Source organism: Erwinia sp. 2186, from assembly GCF_057812255.1.
Map to the genome: position 1 here is coordinate 2,418,257 of NZ_CM173824.1, position 19,085 is coordinate 2,437,341.

At 55.7% G+C, this 19,085-nt stretch carries 14 protein-coding genes; 5 read left to right on the forward strand and 9 right to left on the reverse strand.

What is annotated here, in order from left to right; genetic code table 11:
• Positions 1 to 71: 71 nt before the first annotated feature.
• A complete protein-coding gene (locus ACXKZG_RS11230) occupies positions 72 to 1,739 on the forward strand; it encodes a methyl-accepting chemotaxis protein (protein WP_488876203.1) in 1,668 nt (555 codons plus the stop codon).
• A gap of 162 nt (positions 1,740 to 1,901) precedes the next feature.
• Here the strand turns inward: ACXKZG_RS11230 and ACXKZG_RS11235 are convergent, their stop codons facing one another.
• On the reverse strand, positions 1,902 to 2,909 hold the full coding sequence (locus tag ACXKZG_RS11235; RefSeq protein ID WP_346594544.1) for a glycosyltransferase family 2 protein: 1,008 nt from the start codon (positions 2,907 to 2,909) through the stop codon (positions 1,902 to 1,904).
• Positions 2,910 to 3,715: 806 nt separating this feature from the next.
• Between ACXKZG_RS11235 and ACXKZG_RS11240 the strand changes: the two genes are divergently transcribed.
• The 3 genes from ACXKZG_RS11240 to ACXKZG_RS11250 all read left to right on the forward strand — a co-directional run bounded on the left by ACXKZG_RS11240 (position 3,716) and on the right by ACXKZG_RS11250 (position 8,692).
• Positions 3,716 to 4,630 carry a glycosyltransferase family 4 protein gene (locus tag ACXKZG_RS11240; protein ID WP_488876204.1) on the forward strand — a complete coding sequence of 305 codons (915 nt, stop codon included), beginning with the start codon at positions 3,716 to 3,718 and terminating at the stop codon, positions 4,628 to 4,630.
• A 256-nt stretch (positions 4,631 to 4,886) separates the two neighbouring features.
• On the forward strand, positions 4,887 to 7,277 hold the full coding sequence (locus tag ACXKZG_RS11245) for a membrane-bound PQQ-dependent dehydrogenase, glucose/quinate/shikimate family (protein ID WP_134824199.1): 2,391 nt from the start codon (positions 4,887 to 4,889) through the stop codon (positions 7,275 to 7,277).
• A 197-nt stretch (positions 7,278 to 7,474) separates the two neighbouring features.
• Positions 7,475 to 8,692 carry a sugar transporter gene (locus ACXKZG_RS11250; RefSeq protein ID WP_013202264.1) on the forward strand — a complete coding sequence of 406 codons (1,218 nt, stop codon included), beginning with the start codon at positions 7,475 to 7,477 and terminating at the stop codon, positions 8,690 to 8,692.
• 62 nt (positions 8,693 to 8,754) lie between these two features.
• On the opposite strand, the gene ACXKZG_RS11255 is transcribed toward ACXKZG_RS11250, so the two are convergent.
• The 6 genes from ACXKZG_RS11255 to ACXKZG_RS11280 all read right to left on the reverse strand — a co-directional run bounded on the left by ACXKZG_RS11255 (position 8,755) and on the right by ACXKZG_RS11280 (position 15,658).
• Positions 8,755 to 10,389: a GMC family oxidoreductase gene (locus ACXKZG_RS11255; RefSeq protein WP_488876205.1), complete on the reverse strand. Its 1,635-nt coding sequence runs from the start codon at positions 10,387 to 10,389 to the stop codon at positions 8,755 to 8,757.
• Entirely contained in the window at positions 10,386 to 10,922 is a 537-nt protein-coding gene (locus tag ACXKZG_RS11260; RefSeq protein WP_488876206.1) for a sugar dehydrogenase complex small subunit, read from the reverse strand. Before ACXKZG_RS11260 ends, ACXKZG_RS11255 begins: the two co-directional genes overlap by 4 nt.
• Positions 10,906 to 12,297 carry a cytochrome c gene (locus ACXKZG_RS11265; protein WP_488876207.1) on the reverse strand — a complete coding sequence of 464 codons (1,392 nt, stop codon included), beginning with the start codon at positions 12,295 to 12,297 and terminating at the stop codon, positions 10,906 to 10,908. The genes ACXKZG_RS11260 and ACXKZG_RS11265 overlap by 17 nt, the downstream gene beginning before the upstream one ends.
• Positions 12,298 to 12,371: 74 nt before the next feature.
• Positions 12,372 to 13,076, reverse strand: a complete 705-nt coding sequence (locus ACXKZG_RS11270) for a hypothetical protein (protein WP_471720160.1) — start codon at positions 13,074 to 13,076, stop codon at positions 12,372 to 12,374.
• Between the two features lie 63 nt (positions 13,077 to 13,139).
• Positions 13,140 to 14,288, reverse strand: coding sequence for a lactonase family protein (locus tag ACXKZG_RS11275; RefSeq protein ID WP_488876208.1), 1,149 nt, complete (start codon positions 14,286 to 14,288; stop codon positions 13,140 to 13,142).
• Between the two features lie 56 nt (positions 14,289 to 14,344).
• A complete protein-coding gene (locus ACXKZG_RS11280) occupies positions 14,345 to 15,658 on the reverse strand; it encodes an MFS transporter (RefSeq protein ID WP_013202258.1) in 1,314 nt (437 codons plus the stop codon).
• A gap of 237 nt (positions 15,659 to 15,895) precedes the next feature.
• Here ACXKZG_RS11280 and ACXKZG_RS11285 point away from each other — a divergent pair, with 237 nt between their 5' ends.
• Positions 15,896 to 16,933 (forward strand): LacI family DNA-binding transcriptional regulator, encoded by a 1,038-nt coding sequence (locus ACXKZG_RS11285; protein WP_105758922.1) that lies wholly within the window; start codon positions 15,896 to 15,898, stop codon positions 16,931 to 16,933.
• A gap of 7 nt (positions 16,934 to 16,940) precedes the next feature.
• On the opposite strand, the gene ACXKZG_RS11290 is transcribed toward ACXKZG_RS11285, so the two are convergent.
• Both ACXKZG_RS11290 and ACXKZG_RS11295 read right to left on the reverse strand, forming a co-directional pair.
• Complete coding sequence (locus ACXKZG_RS11290) at positions 16,941 to 17,642, reverse strand: molybdate ABC transporter substrate-binding protein (protein ID WP_488876209.1); 702 nt, start codon at positions 17,640 to 17,642, stop codon at positions 16,941 to 16,943.
• Between the two features lie 18 nt (positions 17,643 to 17,660).
• A complete protein-coding gene (locus tag ACXKZG_RS11295) occupies positions 17,661 to 18,902 on the reverse strand; it encodes an alpha-hydroxy acid oxidase (protein ID WP_013202255.1) in 1,242 nt (413 codons plus the stop codon).
• Positions 18,903 to 19,085: the final 183 nt, after the last annotated feature.

The following is a 19,085-nucleotide window of genomic DNA, read 5'->3' on the forward strand; positions in this document are numbered from 1 at the left end:
TAATCGGCCCTAATGTTACCGGTAACTATGCCGATAAATGTGATTTGTGTCACATTTAACAGGGTGCTGATATGTCAGTTTTCAACCGCATTAAAACCTCCTCTTTCCTGCTGTGTAGCATTGTCGCCTTCGGGGCATTACAGCTTATTGCAGGTGCTCTCTTTCTCTCTTCCCTTAGCGACAATAAAGACAGTTTTGAAACAGCCAGTTCGGCAAACGACAAGGTAATGGCGTTAACCAACGCCTGGTATGCGTTGAACGCCGCGCGCGCCGACAGCAATCGCGTCCTGATCTGGCTGCAGAAAGACGGGCCATCAAGCAGCAAAATCGAAGGCATGGTGCAGCATGGCAAAGAACAGATTGCGCTGGCAGACCGTTGGTTTAAGGATTACCAGTCAGGTCCGGCCATTCCTGGTCTGGATCCGGCGTTAAACGATCGGTTGGCCGCCACCTATCAGGTTTATTCCACGCAGCTATCGACGTTGATTGGCATTGCCGCTAACCGCGATATGCCGGGTCTGTTTGGGCTGAATATCGCCAACGATCAGCTGGCGATGGAAGCGGACTATAACCACTGGCGCGATGCGATCAGCAAGCTGTCCAAACAGGCGTCGACCCGCAGTAATCAGGCGTTTGCCACCATGCTTTGGCTGCTCGGTTCCATTCTGCTGATTGTGGTGTTCTTTATTGGCCTGTGCTGGCGGGTAATGAGCCGGGTGTTAATTCAGCCACTGAACCTGGCGCTGGGCCACATTCGCGCCATTGAGCAGGGCGACCTGACCCAGCCAATTGAGATCGACCGCAGCGCGCGTAATGAAATGGCGCGTCTGCTGGCTGGCCTGCACGGCATGCAGCTGGCGCTGGTAAAAACCGTGGGTAACGTGCGCGCCAGTTCGGACAGCATTCTGACCGGCGTCAGTGAAATTGCCGCCGGTAACAACGACCTCTCTTCCCGCACCGAACAGCAGGCCGCCTCGCTGGAGCAAACGGCAGCCAGCATGGAGCAGATCACCGCTACCGTGAAGCAGAATGCCGATAACTCGCATCAGGCGGCAAAACTGGCGCTGTCAGCGGCGGAAACGGCAGAAAAGGGCGGAGAGATCGTCGATGGCGTAATCAAAACCATCTTCGGGCTGGAAGAAAGCTCGAAGAAAATCGCGGAAATCACCGGCGTGATTGAAAGTATTGCCTTCCAGACCAATATCCTGGCGCTGAATGCGGCGGTTGAAGCGGCGCGTGCCGGGGAAAATGGTCGTGGTTTTGCCGTGGTGGCCGGAGAAGTCCGTAATCTGGCACAGCGCAGTGCTGTCGCTGCCAAAGACATTAACACCCTGATTGCCGAATCGTCCGCGCGGGTGCAGAACGGTTCGAAGCTGGCGGGACAGGCCGAAGACTCGATGCAGGCGATAGTGGTGTCGGTGAAGCAGGTGCGCGACATCATGGACGAAATTTCTTCTGCTTCCGATGAGCAAAGCAAAGGCATCAGTCAGGTGGGGCTGGCGGTGTCAGAGCTGGATCGGGTGACGCAACAGAATGCGGCACTGGTGGAAGAAGCGTCCTCTGCCGCGCAGTCGCTGGAAGCGCAGGCAGCCCACCTTAACAGTGCCGTTGCGGTGTTCCATCTGACGCAGGAAGCGGAACGTAAGGCGGTGTCAGTGAAATCTGCCCCGTTACGCGCGGTAAGGAAACCGGCGATGGCCGTCGCCTCAAACACCAGTGAGAACTGGGAAGCGTTCTGATAGCAACCGGGCTGCCCCTTAACTGGGGCAGCCCGGTAGTGTCGCAGACTCTGGCTACATCGCCCGACCGATGATTGCGGCGTTTTAAATAAAAAAAAACCAGCAGCGTGGCCCTGCTGGTTGGAGAAAATGTGAAGTGTAGAATCCGTCAGCTTATTTTTGCTAAGCGACTGAGCGGGAGGCTGCTTTCTGAATGACCTTTTTTTCCTTCGCGATGCGGCGATTCAGCTTCATGCGGATTAACGAGCCATACAGCGCCGGGTGATTTAACAGGATCATATTGATCAGGCTGCCGGGCTTCAGGTCGCGTCCCAGGTACTGCACCGCGTCGAGAAGGTATTGCGGTGGGGCGGTATTATCCCAGGCGCAGAGATACATCATCAGCTTGAACTGCTGGATGGCATACAAACGCTTCAGATAGTCGCGGTCAGGATCCTGATCCAACAGCATCAGCAGAATGTTGTATGAGCATAAAAAGGCATCGTAACGCTGACGGTAAAAGCTGTCGTTTTTGGCGCTGTTGGTTAAAGAACCACTTCTTATGCGCTGTTTATAATAGACATTCCGACTGACGAAGGCTTTGCCGCTGCGCAGAAAGGCCTCGACGGTGAAAATATGGTCTTCGTGCAGGCGACGGCTGTAGCGCATGCCGTTGTCGATAATCACCGCGCGTTTCAGCGCATAGTTCCAGGTGGCCGAGGTATAGCTGTCGGTTTCCAGTAACGAAGTGAAAACGGCCCTGGCGGGCATCAGGCCAAAGCGCTGATGGACCATTTTAGGCTGGGTTTTGGCTTCCGCATCATCATCAAACATCACCGAATTAAAACAGAATATCTCCACATCAGTATGCTGATTGGTCACCTTGTTCAGCTCATCAAAGAAGCCGGCGCCCAATACATCATCGGGATCGCAACAGAAGACAAATTCGCCCATCGCCATGCGAATGCCATAGTCACGAGCCTGGCCCAGTCCGCCATTGGGAATGGTAAACACTTTAACGTTACTCAGGTGGCGATAATGCATTTCGACCAGCGCTAACGTATTGTCGGTAGAGCCATCATTAATAATAATTAATTCATTGGGTGCAGAGATCTGCATCAGGAGAGAATCAATGCACTCCACAATATACGGTGCGACATTATAGGCAGGGATGATTACGGATAGTTTCATTGAAATTCCCATCGGGCTGCGTTGGTTTTAATGATTCTATCAAGCCCTTTACCGTGGAATAAGTCAACTCTTTGTCCCAATGGCCAATGTTAATCAGAGGATTCGCACGGGATAACGCTATTGCATCATGGCCGCTAATATCTTTACTTAACTTACGCTGGGCGTAATTCCTGAGGGAAATCCGAAGGCAATGTAAAAAGCAGTAAGGTAATATGATAAAAACGCATAAGGATAAATTTCAAGTTATTGTATTTATTAGTATTTATATTGGCTCATTTTCTCTTATAGCGTCCTTTCCCGTCGTGAGCCCATTTAGTTATTTACCATTATTAAAAACAATCGCCGAGAAAATCATTTGTGAGATTAATATTAGCGAATTCACATCAAAATTAACCTGGTAATGTCGTGGTATCAGGAATAAACGCCGGGCGTCAACTATAGGAATAAACGGATGTTTACAATTTGTCATTGCTGTGGTGATGTAATGGCGATAAATATAAGAGAGCAACCGACAATGCTGTTTTCTCAAACACACAGGGCTAGAAGCGTAAACCTAATCGAGGTGCAGAATGATCGTCGGCATTTCTAATGATAGTTATCCTGAGAAGCGAACAATTATCGTCGACAATAATGTCGAATATATTAACTTCAAGACCAAAAATGTTTATTACTATATTAATCTTCTTAATATGAAGGTTTTGAAGAAAAGAAAGAACTTTCTCTTTAAACCCTTGAGCATCCAGGACAAGGGGAATGTCGATATATTCCATCTTTTTAACGAGGTAGCACAAACCGATCGTAAATGGGTGGCCACCTTTGAGACAGAATTACCGCGGGTCCTGCCGCAAAAGAGTGGTGATAAAAGCGACAATTTTCCTGAACTGGATCGCCTGGCGCCGCTGCTGGCCGCCGACAACTGTTTAGCGCTGATTGCGCTTTCCGGTGCGGCTTACAAGATGGAAAGCAAGCTGTTTCTGCGCACGCCTGAGCTGGCGAAAGCGATTCTGGCTAAAACAGTGGTGATGCATCCGCCGCAAAAACTCACCCTGGCACACCGCGAAGCGCGCGATCCTACTCAACCGATTCATTTTGTCTTTATTGGTAATGAGTTTTACCGCAAAGGCGGCGGTGAGGTGGTCCGCGCCTTTAGCGAACTGGTGGAAGAAAACCTGGTTAACCCAGAGCTACTTAAAGTGACGCTGATTGGTGACCTGGAAAAGAAACATAACTACGCGCATGGCCACTATCAGGACGACCCGCTGTTTGCCAGCTACACAGAATCGGTCATTGCCCGCCACGGCTGGATTGAACATGTCGACTTTATGCCGAACGATCGGGTACTTAAGCTGTTGCAGCAGGCGGATGTCGGGCTGTTGCCGACCTGGGCTGAGACCTACGGTTTCTCGGTACTGGAAATGCAGTCCTGCGGCTGTCCGGTTATCACCACCAATGTCCGGGCACTGCCGGAGATTAATCCTGAACAGGCGGGCTGGCAGGTCATCAACAGCCTGAATGACGATCTGGATTACAGCGTGAAATCCATTCAGGAACGAAATTATGTCCGCATGCAAACCATCGAACAGCTAAAGGCTATTATCCTGTCGATCTTCGCCGCGCCGGAACAGATTAACCAGAAAGCGAATGCGGCTATTGCAAGAATTAGAAATGAACACGATATATTAGCCTATCAACAACAGCTTCAAATGCTTTACAACCGCTGAATGCAGGGCGCTAAAGCCCGTGTTGTCAGAATAATTCCCAATAAGCCTCTGTAAAAGAGGCTTTTTTATGCCCAACACCTGCCTCAGACCCCGATCTCACCGTAGCTGCAAAGTATTACCGCACTGAAATAATAACCTGCTATACATTAAATAAATGGGTTTTATTTCTAATGTTTTTTTAGTTAAATTTGTGTTGTCGAATTGTAAGGGTTCGTAAGGATAATATTTATCCATTTGTATACATTGAGAGATGAAAATGATTAACAAATTGACGAGTATCGTTATAGCGATTGTGGGTCTCGCTATGCTTTACATGGGTGGTCAGTTGCTGATGATCGGCGGCTCACCATTTTATGCCATTATGGCAATCGGACTGCTGATTACCGCAGTTGCGCTGTTCAAGAATAAAAAGATTGCCTTAACCATTTACGCCATCCTGATGTGGATTGTTCTGGCGTGGATGATTTTTGAAGTCGGCTTCGACAAATGGCAGTGGATCCCTCGCGGCGATCTGATCGGCCTGATCGGTGTCTGGCTGGCCTTACCCTGGGTGGTTCGTCCGCTGTCGAAAGCACAGAACCCTGCAAACCCTGCCAAATTCCATCCTTTCCTGGGCACCACCGTTATCATCATGATCGCCATTGTGATTGGCCTGATGTTTTACGATCCGTATCCAAAGGAAGGGAACATCACCAACCAGCGTGCGCCAGCTGAGACCGACGTGGCAGGCAACGACTGGGCCGCTTACGGCGGAACCAACAACGGTGCGCGTTTCTCTAACCTGAAGCAGATCACCACTGACAACGTCAGCAATCTGGAAGTGGCCTGGACCTACCACACCGGCGACCTGCGTGATGCGAAAGATGCGTCAGAGTACACGTTCGAAGCCACGCCGCTGAAGGTGAACAACAGCATCTACTTCTGTACGCCACATAATGAAGTGCATGCACTGAACCCGGAAACGGGTGCGCTGAAGTGGAAATATGAGCCAACCAAAGATCGCTCATATCTGCAGCAGCATCAGACCTGTCGTGGCGTGAGCTACTACGAAGCGCCAGAAGCGGCGGCGACCAATGCCGTGCAGCCTGCCGCCGTGGCTAACTCTCCAGCCGTATGCCGTAAGCGTATCTTCAATGCCGCGAACGATGCCAAACTGCTGGCGCTGGATGCCGATACCGGCAAGCTGTGTGCTGATTTTGGTAACAACGGTGTGGTCGATCTGCGTGCCAACATGGGCGAAATCCGTCCGCATGCGCTGATGCAAACCGCCGCACCGCTGGTTGCCGGTAATCTGGTGATTGTGGGTGGTTCCGTGATGGATAACGGCTTCAACGCCGGCAACCCATCGGGCGTTATTCGCGCCTATGACGTGATCACCGGTCGTCTGGTGTGGAACTTCGATCCGGCTAATCCGGAAAACACCCAGCCGATTGCTGCGGGCCAGACCTATCCGCAGGATACGCCGGTTGCCTGGGCCACGCTGAGTGCTGACATTAAGAATGGCCTGGTGTATGTGCCGTTCGGTAATGCGTCCCCGGATGAACTGGGTATTGAGCGTGATGCCAACAGCAACACCGAGAAATTCCGTGACACGCTGGTGGCACTGGATCTGAAAACGGGCCAGTTCAAATGGCGCTTCCAGTCCTCTAAACACGACCTGTGGGACCGTGATAATCCCTCCCAGCCGTCGCTGGTAGACATCGATTATCAGGGCAAAAAACAGCCGGTGGTTATCCTGCCAACCAAGACCGGTAACCTGTTTGTGCTGAACCGTCTGACCGGCGAAGCGGTATACCCAATCAATCAGGTGGATGTGTCGACCAAAGGGATTGCCGGTGAGAAGTATTCACCGACTCAGCCAGTGTCTGCGCTGAACTTCCTGCCCGATCCAATCAATGAGAAATCCATGTGGGGCCTGACGCCGTTCGATCAGATGGCGTGCCGCATCGACTTCAAATCTCTGCGTTATGATGGCAACCCATGGACACCGGCAACGGAAGGCGGCTCGATCATCTTCCCTGGCAACATTGGCGTCTTCAACTGGGGTTCTGTCACCGTGGATCCGCAGCGTCAGATCCTGATTGCCTCTCCAGTGCGTCTTGCGTACAAGTACAACCTGATCAAACGCACGCCAGAAACGGCCACTCAGCGTCTGTTCACCAAAGACGGCACGCCTTACTGGAACGAGAACTTCGACGGCGATTACGCGATCCATATCCAGCAGCTCTCTTCCAGCCTGGGTATTCCGTGTATCGCGCCACCGTGGGGCCGTATGGTCGGCGTGGATCTGAAAACCGGTAAAACCGAGTGGCTGCGCCGCGTGGGTACCACCAAAAACCTGAAAACCAGCTTCCTGCCGGGTCGTTTCCCAATTGGTTTCCCAATGGGCATGGTTGCACACGGTGGCCCACTGACCACCGCAGGTGATTTGGTGTTCCACGGTGCAACGGCGGATAACTTCTTCCGTGCGTATGACATCAGCACCGGTAAACTGCTGTGGGAAACCGAGCTGCCAGCCGGTGGCCAGGCCACACCGTCAACCTATATGGGCGCGGATAATAAGCAGTACGTGGTGATTGCCGCAGGTGGACATGGTTCACTGGGCACGAAAGAGGGTGATGCGGTTGTCGCATACCGTCTGAAGTAATACACTGAGGGCGGAACGCTAGTTCCGCCCTGATTTACCGCTCCGCCTGATGACTTTTTCCGGTCAACAATTCCCGCCTTATCCAGAATTCATATCTTAAAAATGAGATATTGGTCACACTTTTATTGAATAAAATTCAAATCGACCTACACTATTGCGCTTTCGGACGTCTTTCTTTCATCCAGGAGCTGCACGCTATGTCTGATTTGTTAGCCGTTTCGCGCAAGGTTGCCTGGTCCAGGGTTTTGACTCTGGCAGTTGCCGCCTTCGTGTTCAACACCACCGAATATATCCCTGTTGGTTTGCTCTCTGACATTGGCAGCAGTTTTGGCCTGGCGTCGTCGCAGGCCGGCATAATGATGACCGTCTACGCCTGGATAGTGGCGTTGATGTCGCTGCCGCTGATGCTGGCAACCAGTCAGGTGAATCGCCGCACGCTGCTGATCGTGCTGTTTATCCTGTTCGCCGGCAGCCATTTGCTGTCGTTTTTTGCCTGGAATTTTGACGTGCTGCTGATTAGCCGCGCGGGCGTGGCGCTGGCACATGCCTTGTTCTGGTCGATCACCGCGTCGCTGGCGGTGCGACTGGCACCGGCCGGTAAACGGGCCCAGGCGCTAAGCCTGCTGGCGATGGCCACCGCGTTAGCGTCGGTGCTGGGTTTGCCGTTGGGGCGCGTGATCGGCCAGTTTGCCGGCTGGCGTTATACCTTCCTGATCATCGGTGCCGCCGCGTTGGTACTGTTGTGGATGATTATCCGCGTGATGCCGTCAGTGAAGTCTGAGCAAGGTGGCTCGGTGAAAAACCTGCCGACGCTGCTGCGCCGTCCGGCATTGATGAGCCTGTACGCGGTGACGGTGGCGATTGTCACCGCCCATTTCACCGCCTTTACCTATATCGAATCCTTTGTGGTGCAGGTGGCCGGTTTCACCGAAGGATTTGCCACGCTGCTGCTGTTCCTGATTGGCATCGCCGGTATTGCCGGCAGCGTCATATTCAGCCGGATGGGCGATCAGCGTCCTGCGCAGATGCTGACGGTGTCGATTGGGGTGATTTCGGTCTGCCTGCTGATCCTGCTGGCGGTATCGGTCAGCGAATATGGCACCATTGCGGTCTCGATGCTGTGGGGCATGGCCTTTATGATCGTCGGCATGAGCCTGCAAATGAAGGTGCTGACGCTGGCACCGGATGCCACCGATGTGGCGATGGCGCTGTACTCCGGTATCGTCAATATTGGTATCGGTGCGGGGGCATTGCTGGGGAACAAGGTGAGCATGGATCTGAGCGTGTCATCGGTTGGCTACATTGCCGCCATTCCGGCCATCGCCGCGCTGATAGGGTCGGTGGCGATGTTCCGCAAATGGCCATCACGAACCGTCGAGACCGGCCAGCAGATGGGCGCGAAGTCGGAAGCCTGATACTCAGCCGCTGAAGAATAAAAACCACTCCTGACTGGAGTGGTTTTTTTATGCGCGAAGCCTTATACCTTCACCACCTTAAGCAAATGATCGGCCAGCCGCAGGCTTAACGCCGCGCCGGTCAGCGTCGGGTTCATGCAGGAGGCCGATGGCATCACGCTGGTACCGGCGATAAACAGGTTAGAGTGGTCGTGGGTCTGGCAGTTGCTGTCGACCACCGAGGTTTTGGCATCGTTGCCCATAATGGTGGTGCCCATAATGTGCTGGCGATCCTGATAGCCGGTATCGATTTTTGACACGTCGGCATTCAGCAGACGGGCAAAATTATCGAAATCTTTCAACCCTTCGGCTTTGCCGGCATGCCAGTAATCGGTGACGCTGTAGTAAATCTCCGGCAGCGGCAGGCCAATTGCATCCTTTTTGGTTTTGCTGGGCACAATGCGGTTTTCGGCCAGCGGCAGCGTTTCAAAATCGATGGCAAAGTTAAGCGACCGCGCTGACAGGGTTTTCAGCTGTTCGTCCAGCTTCGAGCCCAGCACGCCTTTCTTGATCAGCCCGGCGGCATAGTCCGCGGTCGGCACGGTATTGCGCACCTTGATTTTATAACTGGGGAAATCCTTCCTGAACGCGCCATCGCGGTTATTCAGGTACACCAGCAGCTCGGTCGGTCCCTGACCCGGCCAGACGTCCTCTTTCATCATCACGTTCATGCTGATCCCGGTATGGCCCATCAGGTTACGGCCGACCTGATCGGAGCCGTTGGCGATGCCGTTCGGATAACGTTCGGAAGTGGACATCAGCAGCAGCTTGGGTGATTCGATGCCGTACGCCGCCAGCACAAAGTAACGTGCGGTCAGATGATGCTCAGAACCGTCCGGCTTCTTGTACCAGATACCGGTGATTTTCCCGCTATCATCGGCCTCAATGCGATACACCACCGAGTTATCCAGCAGCTGCGCGCCGTGCCGTTCGGCCTCGTCGATGTGCATTGAGCCATCATATTTGGCGCCAATCGGACAGACCGGGTTGCAGTTGTTATTCCCGGCACAGACCGGACGCTTACCGTAAGGACGCGTGGCCCGTCCGTTCGGCTCCATCACCGGGTTGTAGCCGCCGTTGCCTAACAGCTCCGACAGGCGCTTAAACAGGTAGCTCGGCTCCAGACCGACCATCGGAAAAGGCGTGGAGCGCGGCGGCCAGGCCTGGCCTCCGTGGCCACTCTCATCCTGGCCATCCATCCCGGACACGCCGAGTTCCGCTTCCGCTTTGCCGTACCAGCTTTCCAGCTCGTCATAACCAAACGGCCAGTCCCGGCCGCGGCCATACAGACTTTGCAGCCGGAAGTCGTTAGGGATCATTCGCCACAGGGCGGAACCGAAGTGCCAGGTAGTGCCGCCGACCACCCGCAGGTATTTGGTCGGATACTTTACCGGGCCGGTTTGTTGCAGATACTCGCCGTAGGTGGACGGCACATGCGGCAGGTCGGGATAGGGCGAACCGACCCCTTGCAGCTTCATATTGGTCAGCGACATTTTGAACGGCGAATTGCGGAAGCGTTCGACAATGTCCTGGCGCTTAATGCGCGGACCGGCCTCAACGATGATCACCGATTTTCCCGCCTTCGCCAGCTGGGTTGCCACCAGACCGCCCATCACGCCGGAACCAATAATGATCACATCGGCATCGACTTTATTCATGCTGTTGCTCCTTTCTCTGTCTGCGGGTCAACGGGCTTGCTACCCCAGGAATCCGGGCCGCCGCCATAGGTCGGGACCACCAGAATCCCCTGGGTGGGCAGGTACATCATCGCCTCGGAATAGGCAATCAGCTCGCTGTCCGCGCCTTCGCCGACCACGCCGGTATACCAGCTGCCGATGATCAATGCCGCCGTCTGGTACAGGGCATCATCCGGGTGAACCGCCTGTAAAAAGTCATCCACATGGGCGAAATTATGCGTTTTAAGGGCGTCCGAAAGCGCAGCCAGGCGTGGCGGGAAGTCAGGATAGTGACGTTGTAACGCCTGATAATAGCGTTGGCTGAGGATCGGGCTGGTTGGGCGGCTGACTAAAAAGGCCGACAGGCCCGCAAAGCCGCTGTCGACGGCCTGTTGTGCTGCGGCCATTTGGGCCGGAAACAGCGACGCGCATACCGCACTGGCAGACAGCACCGCCATTCCTTGCAGCAAGCGGCGACGGCTTATCCCGGCGGGTGTACTACGGTTTGCGGGCATGTTGCCTCCTGTTTCTGATCCAAACACCCATCAGGCCGAGCAGCAGCACAACCCCCACCGCGCTACCCAATACCGCAGGGCGCGTCAGCCTGACCAGCAGCGGCGTGTCACCGCCTTCACGCAGGGTTTTCACCCGCGCCTCGGTCACTGTGACCTGCGGGTTGCCATAATTTTTCAGCACGTAATTGCTGACATCGGCAATCTGCCTGTCGCTCAGGTGGGTGGTGAAATCGGCATCCGGCCCAAAAGCTGGCATGGAAATGCTTTCGCCGTTCACCGTTCTGTGCACGCCATACAGGATGGCGGAGACCAGGTTATCGGGATTTTCAGCACCGGTAGCGGAGTTGTGGAACAGCGACGGATAACGCGCGTTGCCCTGACCATCAGGCTGATGGCAGTTGGCGCAGCTGCCGCTGAACACCGTCCAGCCCGCATCGGCCGTGCCGCTCTGGCCACGAACCTGTTGCTCAGTTTCTGACGGCGCGCCGTAGCTGTCCCTCGGCATCACCGCGCCGTTGCTGACGGCGGGGATCTGGCGCAGATACGCCACCATTGCCTGGATATCGCTGTCAGAGAGGTATTGCAGGCTGTGTTCCACCGCTTCCGCCATTGGACCGGCGGCCTGCGCTTTGCCGGCAACATGCCCGGTTTTCAGGTACTGAGCCAGCTCGGTAGCTGACCAGTTTCCGATCCCGGATTGCGGATCGGGGGTGATATTGGGCGCGTACCAACTGCCAAGGCTGCCACCCGATAAGGCCCGATCGTTTTGCTGACCCATCAGCACATTGCGCGGCGTGTGGCAGGTATCGCAGTGCGCCAGCGCGTTGACCAGATAGTCGCCGCGATTGACCTCAGCCGAGGCGCCAGGCGTCGGCGTCCAGGGTTTGTCTCCGGCAAACATCAGGTTCCACACCGCCATCGAACTGCGGATGCTGAACGGGAAAGGCAGCGCAGTGTGGGTTGGGGCGACATCAACCGGTGCCACGCCATGCATAAAATACGCGTACAGCGCGTGAATATCGTCATCGCTGATTTTTGCATAGGAGGGATAGGGCATCGCCGGGTAGAGATGTTGCCCTTGCTTGTTAATCCCTTGCCGTACGGCGCGGGCGAAATCCGCTTCGCTGTACTGGCCGATGCCCTCGCTCAGTGAAGGGGTGATGTTGCTGGCATAAATACTGCCCATTGGGGAGGAGATTGCGACTCCGCCCGCCATCGGTGCACCCTGGTGAGGTGACGTGTGGCAAGCCCCGCAGTCGGCTGCGGTCGCGAGAATTTTTCCTTTCGCTATCAGATCGGGCGACGGCGGCGCAGCAACGCTGGCGGCCGACAACAGGCTCAGACTGATGGCGAAAGGCAGACATAATCGTCTCACCTGACATGCTCCTTAAAAAAGAAAACGGTTTTTTTATACAGGGTGCAAAGGGCGCCTCTGCGTGCGCCTCTGGGTTAAAGCAGTTCGTAATCGTTGAAAATCAGCGGGGTCTCGCCGCCGTTGGTTAACTCGATTTTGCCAGGCTGGGTCAACATCGCATCACCGCGATGGATCCACTGTTCTTTGTTGCGATTGGGCTGGCCGGGCACGGCGGTTAGCAGGCGGCCTTCGGTGAAGAAGACCCTGACGCCAGGGCCATGCTGGGTATACAACGTGGTGCTTTCACCGGGTTGCAGCGTGACCTTCCAGCCTCTTACCGTTTTCTGATCCAGCACCTGCTGGAATAACGGCAAGGCGGGACGGGTCGCGCCGCCAAAATTCAGCGGACCGGCCTGTTTGATCTCAAAAGAAACCTGATGATTTAGGGTGGTGCCGGTATTGGTGACCTTATCGGTTTCGGATTTGCCCTGATGCGCGCCAAACTTGACGTTGCCGCTTTTCATCTCGGTATCTTTGGCCGGTTTGTCCGGGTAGGAGATATTCACCAGGCTGCCGTTAACGTGGGTATTCACATAATCGAGATGCTGTTCATGAAACATCGTCGACTCGCCCGGACGCAGCATCACCCGCATCACGGTGACATATTGGTTCTCAAGGATAACGTGATGGAGCGGCTCAAGATTGGTGGCAATCACCTGTTCGGCGGCCTGGCTGGTTGGGATAGCGCAAAGCGCCAGCGAGCCCGCAGCGAGCAGGGCGGAAAGGGATGAACGTTTCATAATGACTCCAGTTAGTGCAGACGCAGCCCGGCCAAAAACAGCGCGCCGGGCCCCAATGAATGTTTATTGTTCGACCATGGTCACCCAGTTGGCGCCTTTCCCGGTCGGATAGCGCCCGACCAGCGTCAGCTCACCGGTGGTCCCATTGATGGTGTACAGCGAAAGCTGGGTGGATTTCTGACCCGACTCGATCAGGAAACGCCCGGTTTTATCGATGGCAAACCCGCGAGGCTGCTGCTCGGTCTTGATGCTGGTGAGATAGCTCAAATGCCCGTTTTCAGCATCGACGGAGAAGGATGACAGGGTGCTGCTGGTGCGCTCGGTCGAGTAGAGATAGCGGCCATCCGGCGTCAGGTGCAGGTCGGCCTGCCAGATGCGCGGTTTATGCGATGGCGGCAGGTCGTCATCACCGGTTAACGGACGCGCTTCGCCACGCTGCAGCTCTTCTTTTGGTGACACCGAGCTGACGTCTTCCACCGGCGTCGCGGTGCCATCCTTATTCAGCGTCAGGCGGGTGATGTTGCCCGCCATCTCGGTCAGGATGTACATATTCTGCTTACCTTGCCCGTCCCGCTTCGGCGCGAGGACAAAGTGGCGCGGGCCGGTGGCGGCTTCACTCTGAATATTGATAAACGGCGGCGTGTTTGGCGTGACGTGGCCGGTTGCCGCATCAAAATGGTACTGAAGCAGTTGGTCAGCGCCCAACAGCGTGACGTACAGATAATGATTGGTCGGGTCGACCTGAATGGCATGGGCGCGTTTACCGGTATGCACCACCTGCACCGGCTTAGCCTCGACCTGGCCGTTGCTTTGGATGCGGTTGATGCTGAACAGATCGCCACCGTAAGAAGCGCTCAGCAGATAGTGCCCGGTTTTATCCATCGACAGATAGGCCATGCTTTCCGGCAGCGGCGACTGTCCCGCTTTGATTAGCTTGCCGTCCGGCTGGATATCGAACACCACCACGCTGTAAGGCTTGCTGCGCACCGAGACATAGAGCTTTTTCTTATCCGGGGAAACCACGGAAGACATCGCTTTACTGCCCACCGGGAAGGTTCCGGTCGGCAGCAGTTTCATCTGCTGTTTATCCAACTGATAGCCGGTTACCGTGCCGCTGTCGGCATTAGAGACATACAGCAGGCTTTCCGCCTGAGCGCCTGCACTGACCGCCATCATTGAGACCAGTGCGCCTGCATAAATAGTGCGTTTCATGATCAATCCTTGCCTTTGTAGGGGAGAGCGAAGCCGCCGTCGTTAGAGTTATGGGATCAGGCCTGACGGTCGGCAGGGATAGCGTTAGTCACCTCGGGCTTTTTTTTCAGCTCGAGCGGCTCAACCTTGCCCATGATGAACAGGAAGTTAAAGGCGCCGAACAGGCAAATCCCACCGGCAACCAGCAACGGGATGACAAAGGAGCCGTGGCTCAGCGTCAGCATCAAACCGGTGAAGGACGCGGTGACGATGCCCGCCAGATTGCCGGCAAAGTTCTGGATGCCGCCGAGGGTGCCCACGTACCCGGAGCTTGGCGCCACATCGGCCGGTAAGGTCCAGATATTGGCGGCGGTAAAGGCCAGTCCGGCATAGGTCAGCGAGAACAAGGTGAGGATCACCGCAATGCTGTCGGTAAAGGCGGCAAAGGCGATCACCGATGACAGCAACATGCCGGCAATCAGACAGGTTTTACGCGCGGTGGTCAGCGAGTAGCCTTTGCGGTACATCCAGTCGGAGGCCAGGCCACCCAGCAGGCTGCCGGGGATCCCCATCAGCGCAGGGATCGCGCCCAGCGTACCCAGCTCCTTCAGGGAGAAGCCGTGCGCCATGGTCAGATAGGTCGGGAACCAGGTGACGAAGAAGTAGGTGGCGAAGTTCATGCAGAAGAAGCCGATCATCATTCCCCACACCGTTCTGTAACGGAACAGGGCGCCGATGTGCACTTTTTCACTCTTATCGACCACATGCACGCTGCGATCTTCCAGCAGATTCTGGCGCTCCTGCTCGTCCAGACCTTTCATCTCTTCCGGTTCGCGGTAGAACGCCAGCCAGACGCCGACCCAAATCAGCCCCAGCGCACCGGTAACGATAAACGAGGTTTCCCAGTTCCAGGTGCTGATCAGCCAGGCCACCAGCGGCAGGGCGATGGCGCTGCCCGCACGCGGACCGGCATCGAAGATCCCGCTGGCGGTGGCGCGTTCCTTTTTAGCAAACCAGGAGTAGACCACTTTTGCGCAGCCCGGATAGCCACCGGATTCACCGAGGCCGAGCATCAGGCGTGAGGCGAAAATTGAGGTGAAGCCTTTACCAAAGGCGGTAAACACGGTGAACAGTGACCACCAGCCCACGGCAATCGCCAGGCCGGTACGGGCACCCACGCGGTCAATCAGACGGCCCGCCGGGATTTGCATCAGGGCATAGGTCCAGAAAAAAGCCCCGAGGATCAGACCCATACTGGTGTCATCCAGCCCCAAATCCGCTTTAATATGAGGTGCCGCGATGGCCAGGTTAATGCGGTCTATATAGTTGATGGCGATGGCGAGGAAACAAAACGCGATCATCAGCCAGCGGACCCGTGGGTATCTACGCATGGTGAATTCCTTTATTATCTCGGTGCTTTTAAGGGCGAGGCCGGTGTCAGAGGAGGGTGCTCCGGCACGGCTCGTTGTTATCATTTGGTGAAACCAGACGCTATATTTGATAATATGATGTTAAAAGTAAGCGATTACAAAAATCAGTCAAGCTAAAAGTAAGCGCTTTCAAAATGAATCTTTGCCTGTCTGCAAACTTTGTGGACGGCGTCACTAATTTCAGCCTGGAGTCCGATCATGTCCGATAAGCCTTTACCTCCGTCGAGGGTTTCACTGGAAGATGTTGCGCTGCGTTCGGGGGTCTCCACGGCGACCGTTTCCAGGGTGCTGAACGGCAGTACCACCGTCAGGCAGTCGCGCCGCGAGGCGGTCGAGCAGGCATGTGAAGAGCTGGGCTATGTGATCAACCGGGCCGCACGAACGCTGGCTTCGCGCCGCAGTATGACCATCGGCGCCGTGGTGCCGACGCTGGCCACAGAGACGTTTTCCCGCCCGCTGGCGACCTTCCAGCAGCAGATCCACCAGTCGGGTTATACGATGCTGCTGGCGAATTCTGACTTCGATCCGGATACCGAGCTGAAGGAAGTGAACAAGCTGGTGGAGTACGGCATTGATGCGCTGATGCTGGTGGGGAATTCGCACCATCCTAAGTTGTGGGATCGGATCACCCAGCAGAACATTCCCTGTATTCAGACTTTCTCGGTCGACCAGCGCTATCCCAGCGTGGGCTATGACAACGAGCTGGCGGCGGGCGAGCTGACCGCCCATCTTCTGGCGCTGGGGCATAAAAATTTCGGCGTGATTGTCGGTACGCCGCCGTCAAACGACCGCGTTTCCGACCGGATCACCGGCACGCGTCAGGCGCTGGCGGCGGCGGGCCTGAGCCTGGACGATCGCAATCTGTTTAACCGCGCGTTTTCAATGAACGATGCGCGTCAGGCGATGTTCCAGCTGCTGGATGGCCCCAATCCGCCAACGGCGGTGATTTGCGGTAACGATTTGCTGGCGTTTGGCGCGATGCGGGCGGCAGGCGAGCGCTATTTGCGCATCCCCAACGATATTTCGATCACCGGTTTTAATGACTATGAATACTCCGAACATCTGGAGCATCCGCTGACCACCATGCGGGTGGAGCTGGATGAGATTGGCGTTCGCGCCGCTGAGTTTTTGCTGGCGGAATTAAACGGCGAGACCGGCGTGCGCCAGACGATATTGAAACCGGAATTGATTGTACGCGGCAGCACCGGCTCGGCGCCCCGCGTGGTAAGCAAGTAACGTTCGGCTAGTTACGCCACTGTAATCCAAAACCTTCAAACGCCTTGCGGGCCGCCCCGGTCCGCAGGCTGTTCAGCAACAGTGCAGCACCGTCTGGATTGGCGGCCTCAGTAAACACGCCGCCGGAAAACGACAGCACCTTTTCAGCACCAGCCGGCAGCGGTCCAATCACCTTGATGCCTTTCACCATCAACAGCTCGCTGATTTGCTGCACGGCGATATCCGCTTTGCCTTCCAGCAACAGGCTGGCGGTAAAGCCTTCCGGTATAGTGGTCGCTTTCGCGTTCACCTGCTGTTCTATCCCCAGGGTTTTCAGCAGCGTCTGGAAATAAAGCCCACTGGCACCAGCCAGCGAATAGCCCACCGAGCGTGCACTAAGCAGCGCCGTTTTTAGCGCCTCAACGCTGCTGATGTCTGGCACCCTGGCATCGGGCAGCATCGCCAGGCCCACCTGAGAATCCACCAGTTCTACCCGACTGGCGGCCACAATCCGCCCGTCGGCGATCAGCTTGTCCATCGCCGGTGCGGTGACAATGGTGCCATCGGCCCGTTCGCCGCGGGCTACCTTCTCCTCAATCACCGTGGTCGGGTTCCAGTCAATCAGCAGCGGTTTATCAGGGTGCTGTCGTTCCCATTCAGCCTGCAGCTCAACAAAGGGTGCGCGGATCGCCAGCACGTTGAACAGGCGGATCGGAAGTGCAGAAGTCATGGTCAATTTCCTTACAGGTCAGGGCATACGACGGAGGTAGCTGCTGTCCAGCTCGCCAGGGGTGCGCACGCCGATGAGCGCCAGGTCACGGTCAATTTCATCGCGCAGGATATGCATCGCATGTTCGACGCACGCCTGGCCGCCAATCACTGCGCCATACAGGAACGGTCTGCCAAGAAACACAAAGTCTGCACCGAGCGCCATCGCTTTCATCACGTCGGTACCGCGACGAATACCGCTGTCGATAATCACCTTCATCGCGCCTTTTTTCGCGGCAATTTCTTCCAGCGAATAGAGCGGTGGGAAGGTGTAATCCAGCTGACGACCGCCATGGTTGGAGAGGATCACCGCATCCGCGCCGAGGTCACGAGCGATAAAGGCATCTTCTGGCGACATCAGGCCCTTAACCACCAGATTACCGCGCCATTTTTTACGGATTGCTTCGACGTTTTTCCAATTCAGCTTGTCCCGCGCCTGGGTATTTCGCACTTTACTCGACATCATCGGTGGCCCGCGCTCGGCATCCGTATTTTCAAAGTGCGGCGCGCCGTGGCGCAAAAAGGTTTGCGCCACGGTTCCCAGCAGCCAGCGTGGGCTCATGGCGCTTTCGAACGCCACTTTTGGCGTGATTTTAATCGGCATGCTGAAGCCGCTGCGGGTGTTGTGTTCACGGTTACCCAACATCGGCGTATCACCGGTGACGACCAGCGTTTTATAGCCTGCAGCGGCAACCCGATCGACCAGACGATCGATGCGCGGCTGATCGCCGGCCAGATAGGCCTGGAACCAGGCATCGGGGTTGGCCGCATGAACATCTTCCAGCTTCACCAGCGAAGACGCGCTGAGGATCATCGGCACATTCATCTCGCGGGCGGCTTTCGCTAACGCCACGTCCGCCTGATAGGCGACAAACGACGCGCCGCCCAACGGCGCCACGCCAAAAGGGTGCTGATACGTATGGCCGAACAGGGTGGTGCGCTGGTCGCGTCCGGAGACGTCGCGGAACATGCGGGGCAGGAAGGCATAACGCTGATACGCCTCAAAGTTGCCGGCGATGCCCCGGCCAGTTTCCACGCCACCGGCGACATACTGGTAGATCATATTTGGTAAACGGCGGCGGGCGTGGCGCTCAAAGTCATCCAGCGCCAGCAGATCGCGGAAGTGGCGCGGCAGTTTTTTTACCGCCGGGTTGCTGTCAGCCTTTGCCGGACTGGCGGCAGCGACATTGGGTAAAGATGAAGAGTTGGCAGGTGATGTCATAAGGCGTTCTCACACTCCGTCAGTAGCGTCCCGGCAGACAGGAGGAACCTGCCTTGCCGGAGTGGAATTTATTTTGTAAGCGCTATCAATTCTGGTCAATACTCACTAACATTTCAATAACACCTTATCGCTAACCGCGTGCTTTTATGTGATCCACTTCACTTTACAGAAACATTTGTAAGC

What these genes read in the sequence shown, in the direction of transcription:
- ACXKZG_RS11255 (WP_488876205.1), bottom strand. Translation starts at nt 10,389, where the DNA reads ATGAATAAAGTCGATGCCGATGTGATCATTATTGGTTCCGGCGTGATG.
- ACXKZG_RS11290 (WP_488876209.1), bottom strand. Translation starts at nt 17,642, where the DNA reads ATGACTTCTGCACTTCCGATCCGCCTGTTCAACGTGCTGGCGATCCGC.
- ACXKZG_RS11245 (WP_134824199.1), top strand. Translation starts at nt 4,887, where the DNA reads ATGATTAACAAATTGACGAGTATCGTTATAGCGATTGTGGGTCTCGCT.
- ACXKZG_RS11295 (WP_013202255.1), bottom strand. Translation starts at nt 18,902, where the DNA reads ATGACATCACCTGCCAACTCTTCATCTTTACCCAATGTCGCTGCCGCC.
- ACXKZG_RS11285 (WP_105758922.1), top strand. Translation starts at nt 15,896, where the DNA reads ATGTCCGATAAGCCTTTACCTCCGTCGAGGGTTTCACTGGAAGATGTT.
- ACXKZG_RS11230 (WP_488876203.1), top strand. Translation starts at nt 72, where the DNA reads ATGTCAGTTTTCAACCGCATTAAAACCTCCTCTTTCCTGCTGTGTAGC.
- ACXKZG_RS11280 (WP_013202258.1), bottom strand. Translation starts at nt 15,658, where the DNA reads ATGCGTAGATACCCACGGGTCCGCTGGCTGATGATCGCGTTTTGTTTC.
- ACXKZG_RS11250 (WP_013202264.1), top strand. Translation starts at nt 7,475, where the DNA reads ATGTCTGATTTGTTAGCCGTTTCGCGCAAGGTTGCCTGGTCCAGGGTT.
- ACXKZG_RS11260 (WP_488876206.1), bottom strand. Translation starts at nt 10,922, where the DNA reads ATGCCCGCAAACCGTAGTACACCCGCCGGGATAAGCCGTCGCCGCTTG.
- ACXKZG_RS11235 (WP_346594544.1), bottom strand. Translation starts at nt 2,909, where the DNA reads ATGAAACTATCCGTAATCATCCCTGCCTATAATGTCGCACCGTATATT.
- ACXKZG_RS11270 (WP_471720160.1), bottom strand. Translation starts at nt 13,076, where the DNA reads ATGAAACGTTCATCCCTTTCCGCCCTGCTCGCTGCGGGCTCGCTGGCG.
- ACXKZG_RS11275 (WP_488876208.1), bottom strand. Translation starts at nt 14,288, where the DNA reads ATGAAACGCACTATTTATGCAGGCGCACTGGTCTCAATGATGGCGGTC.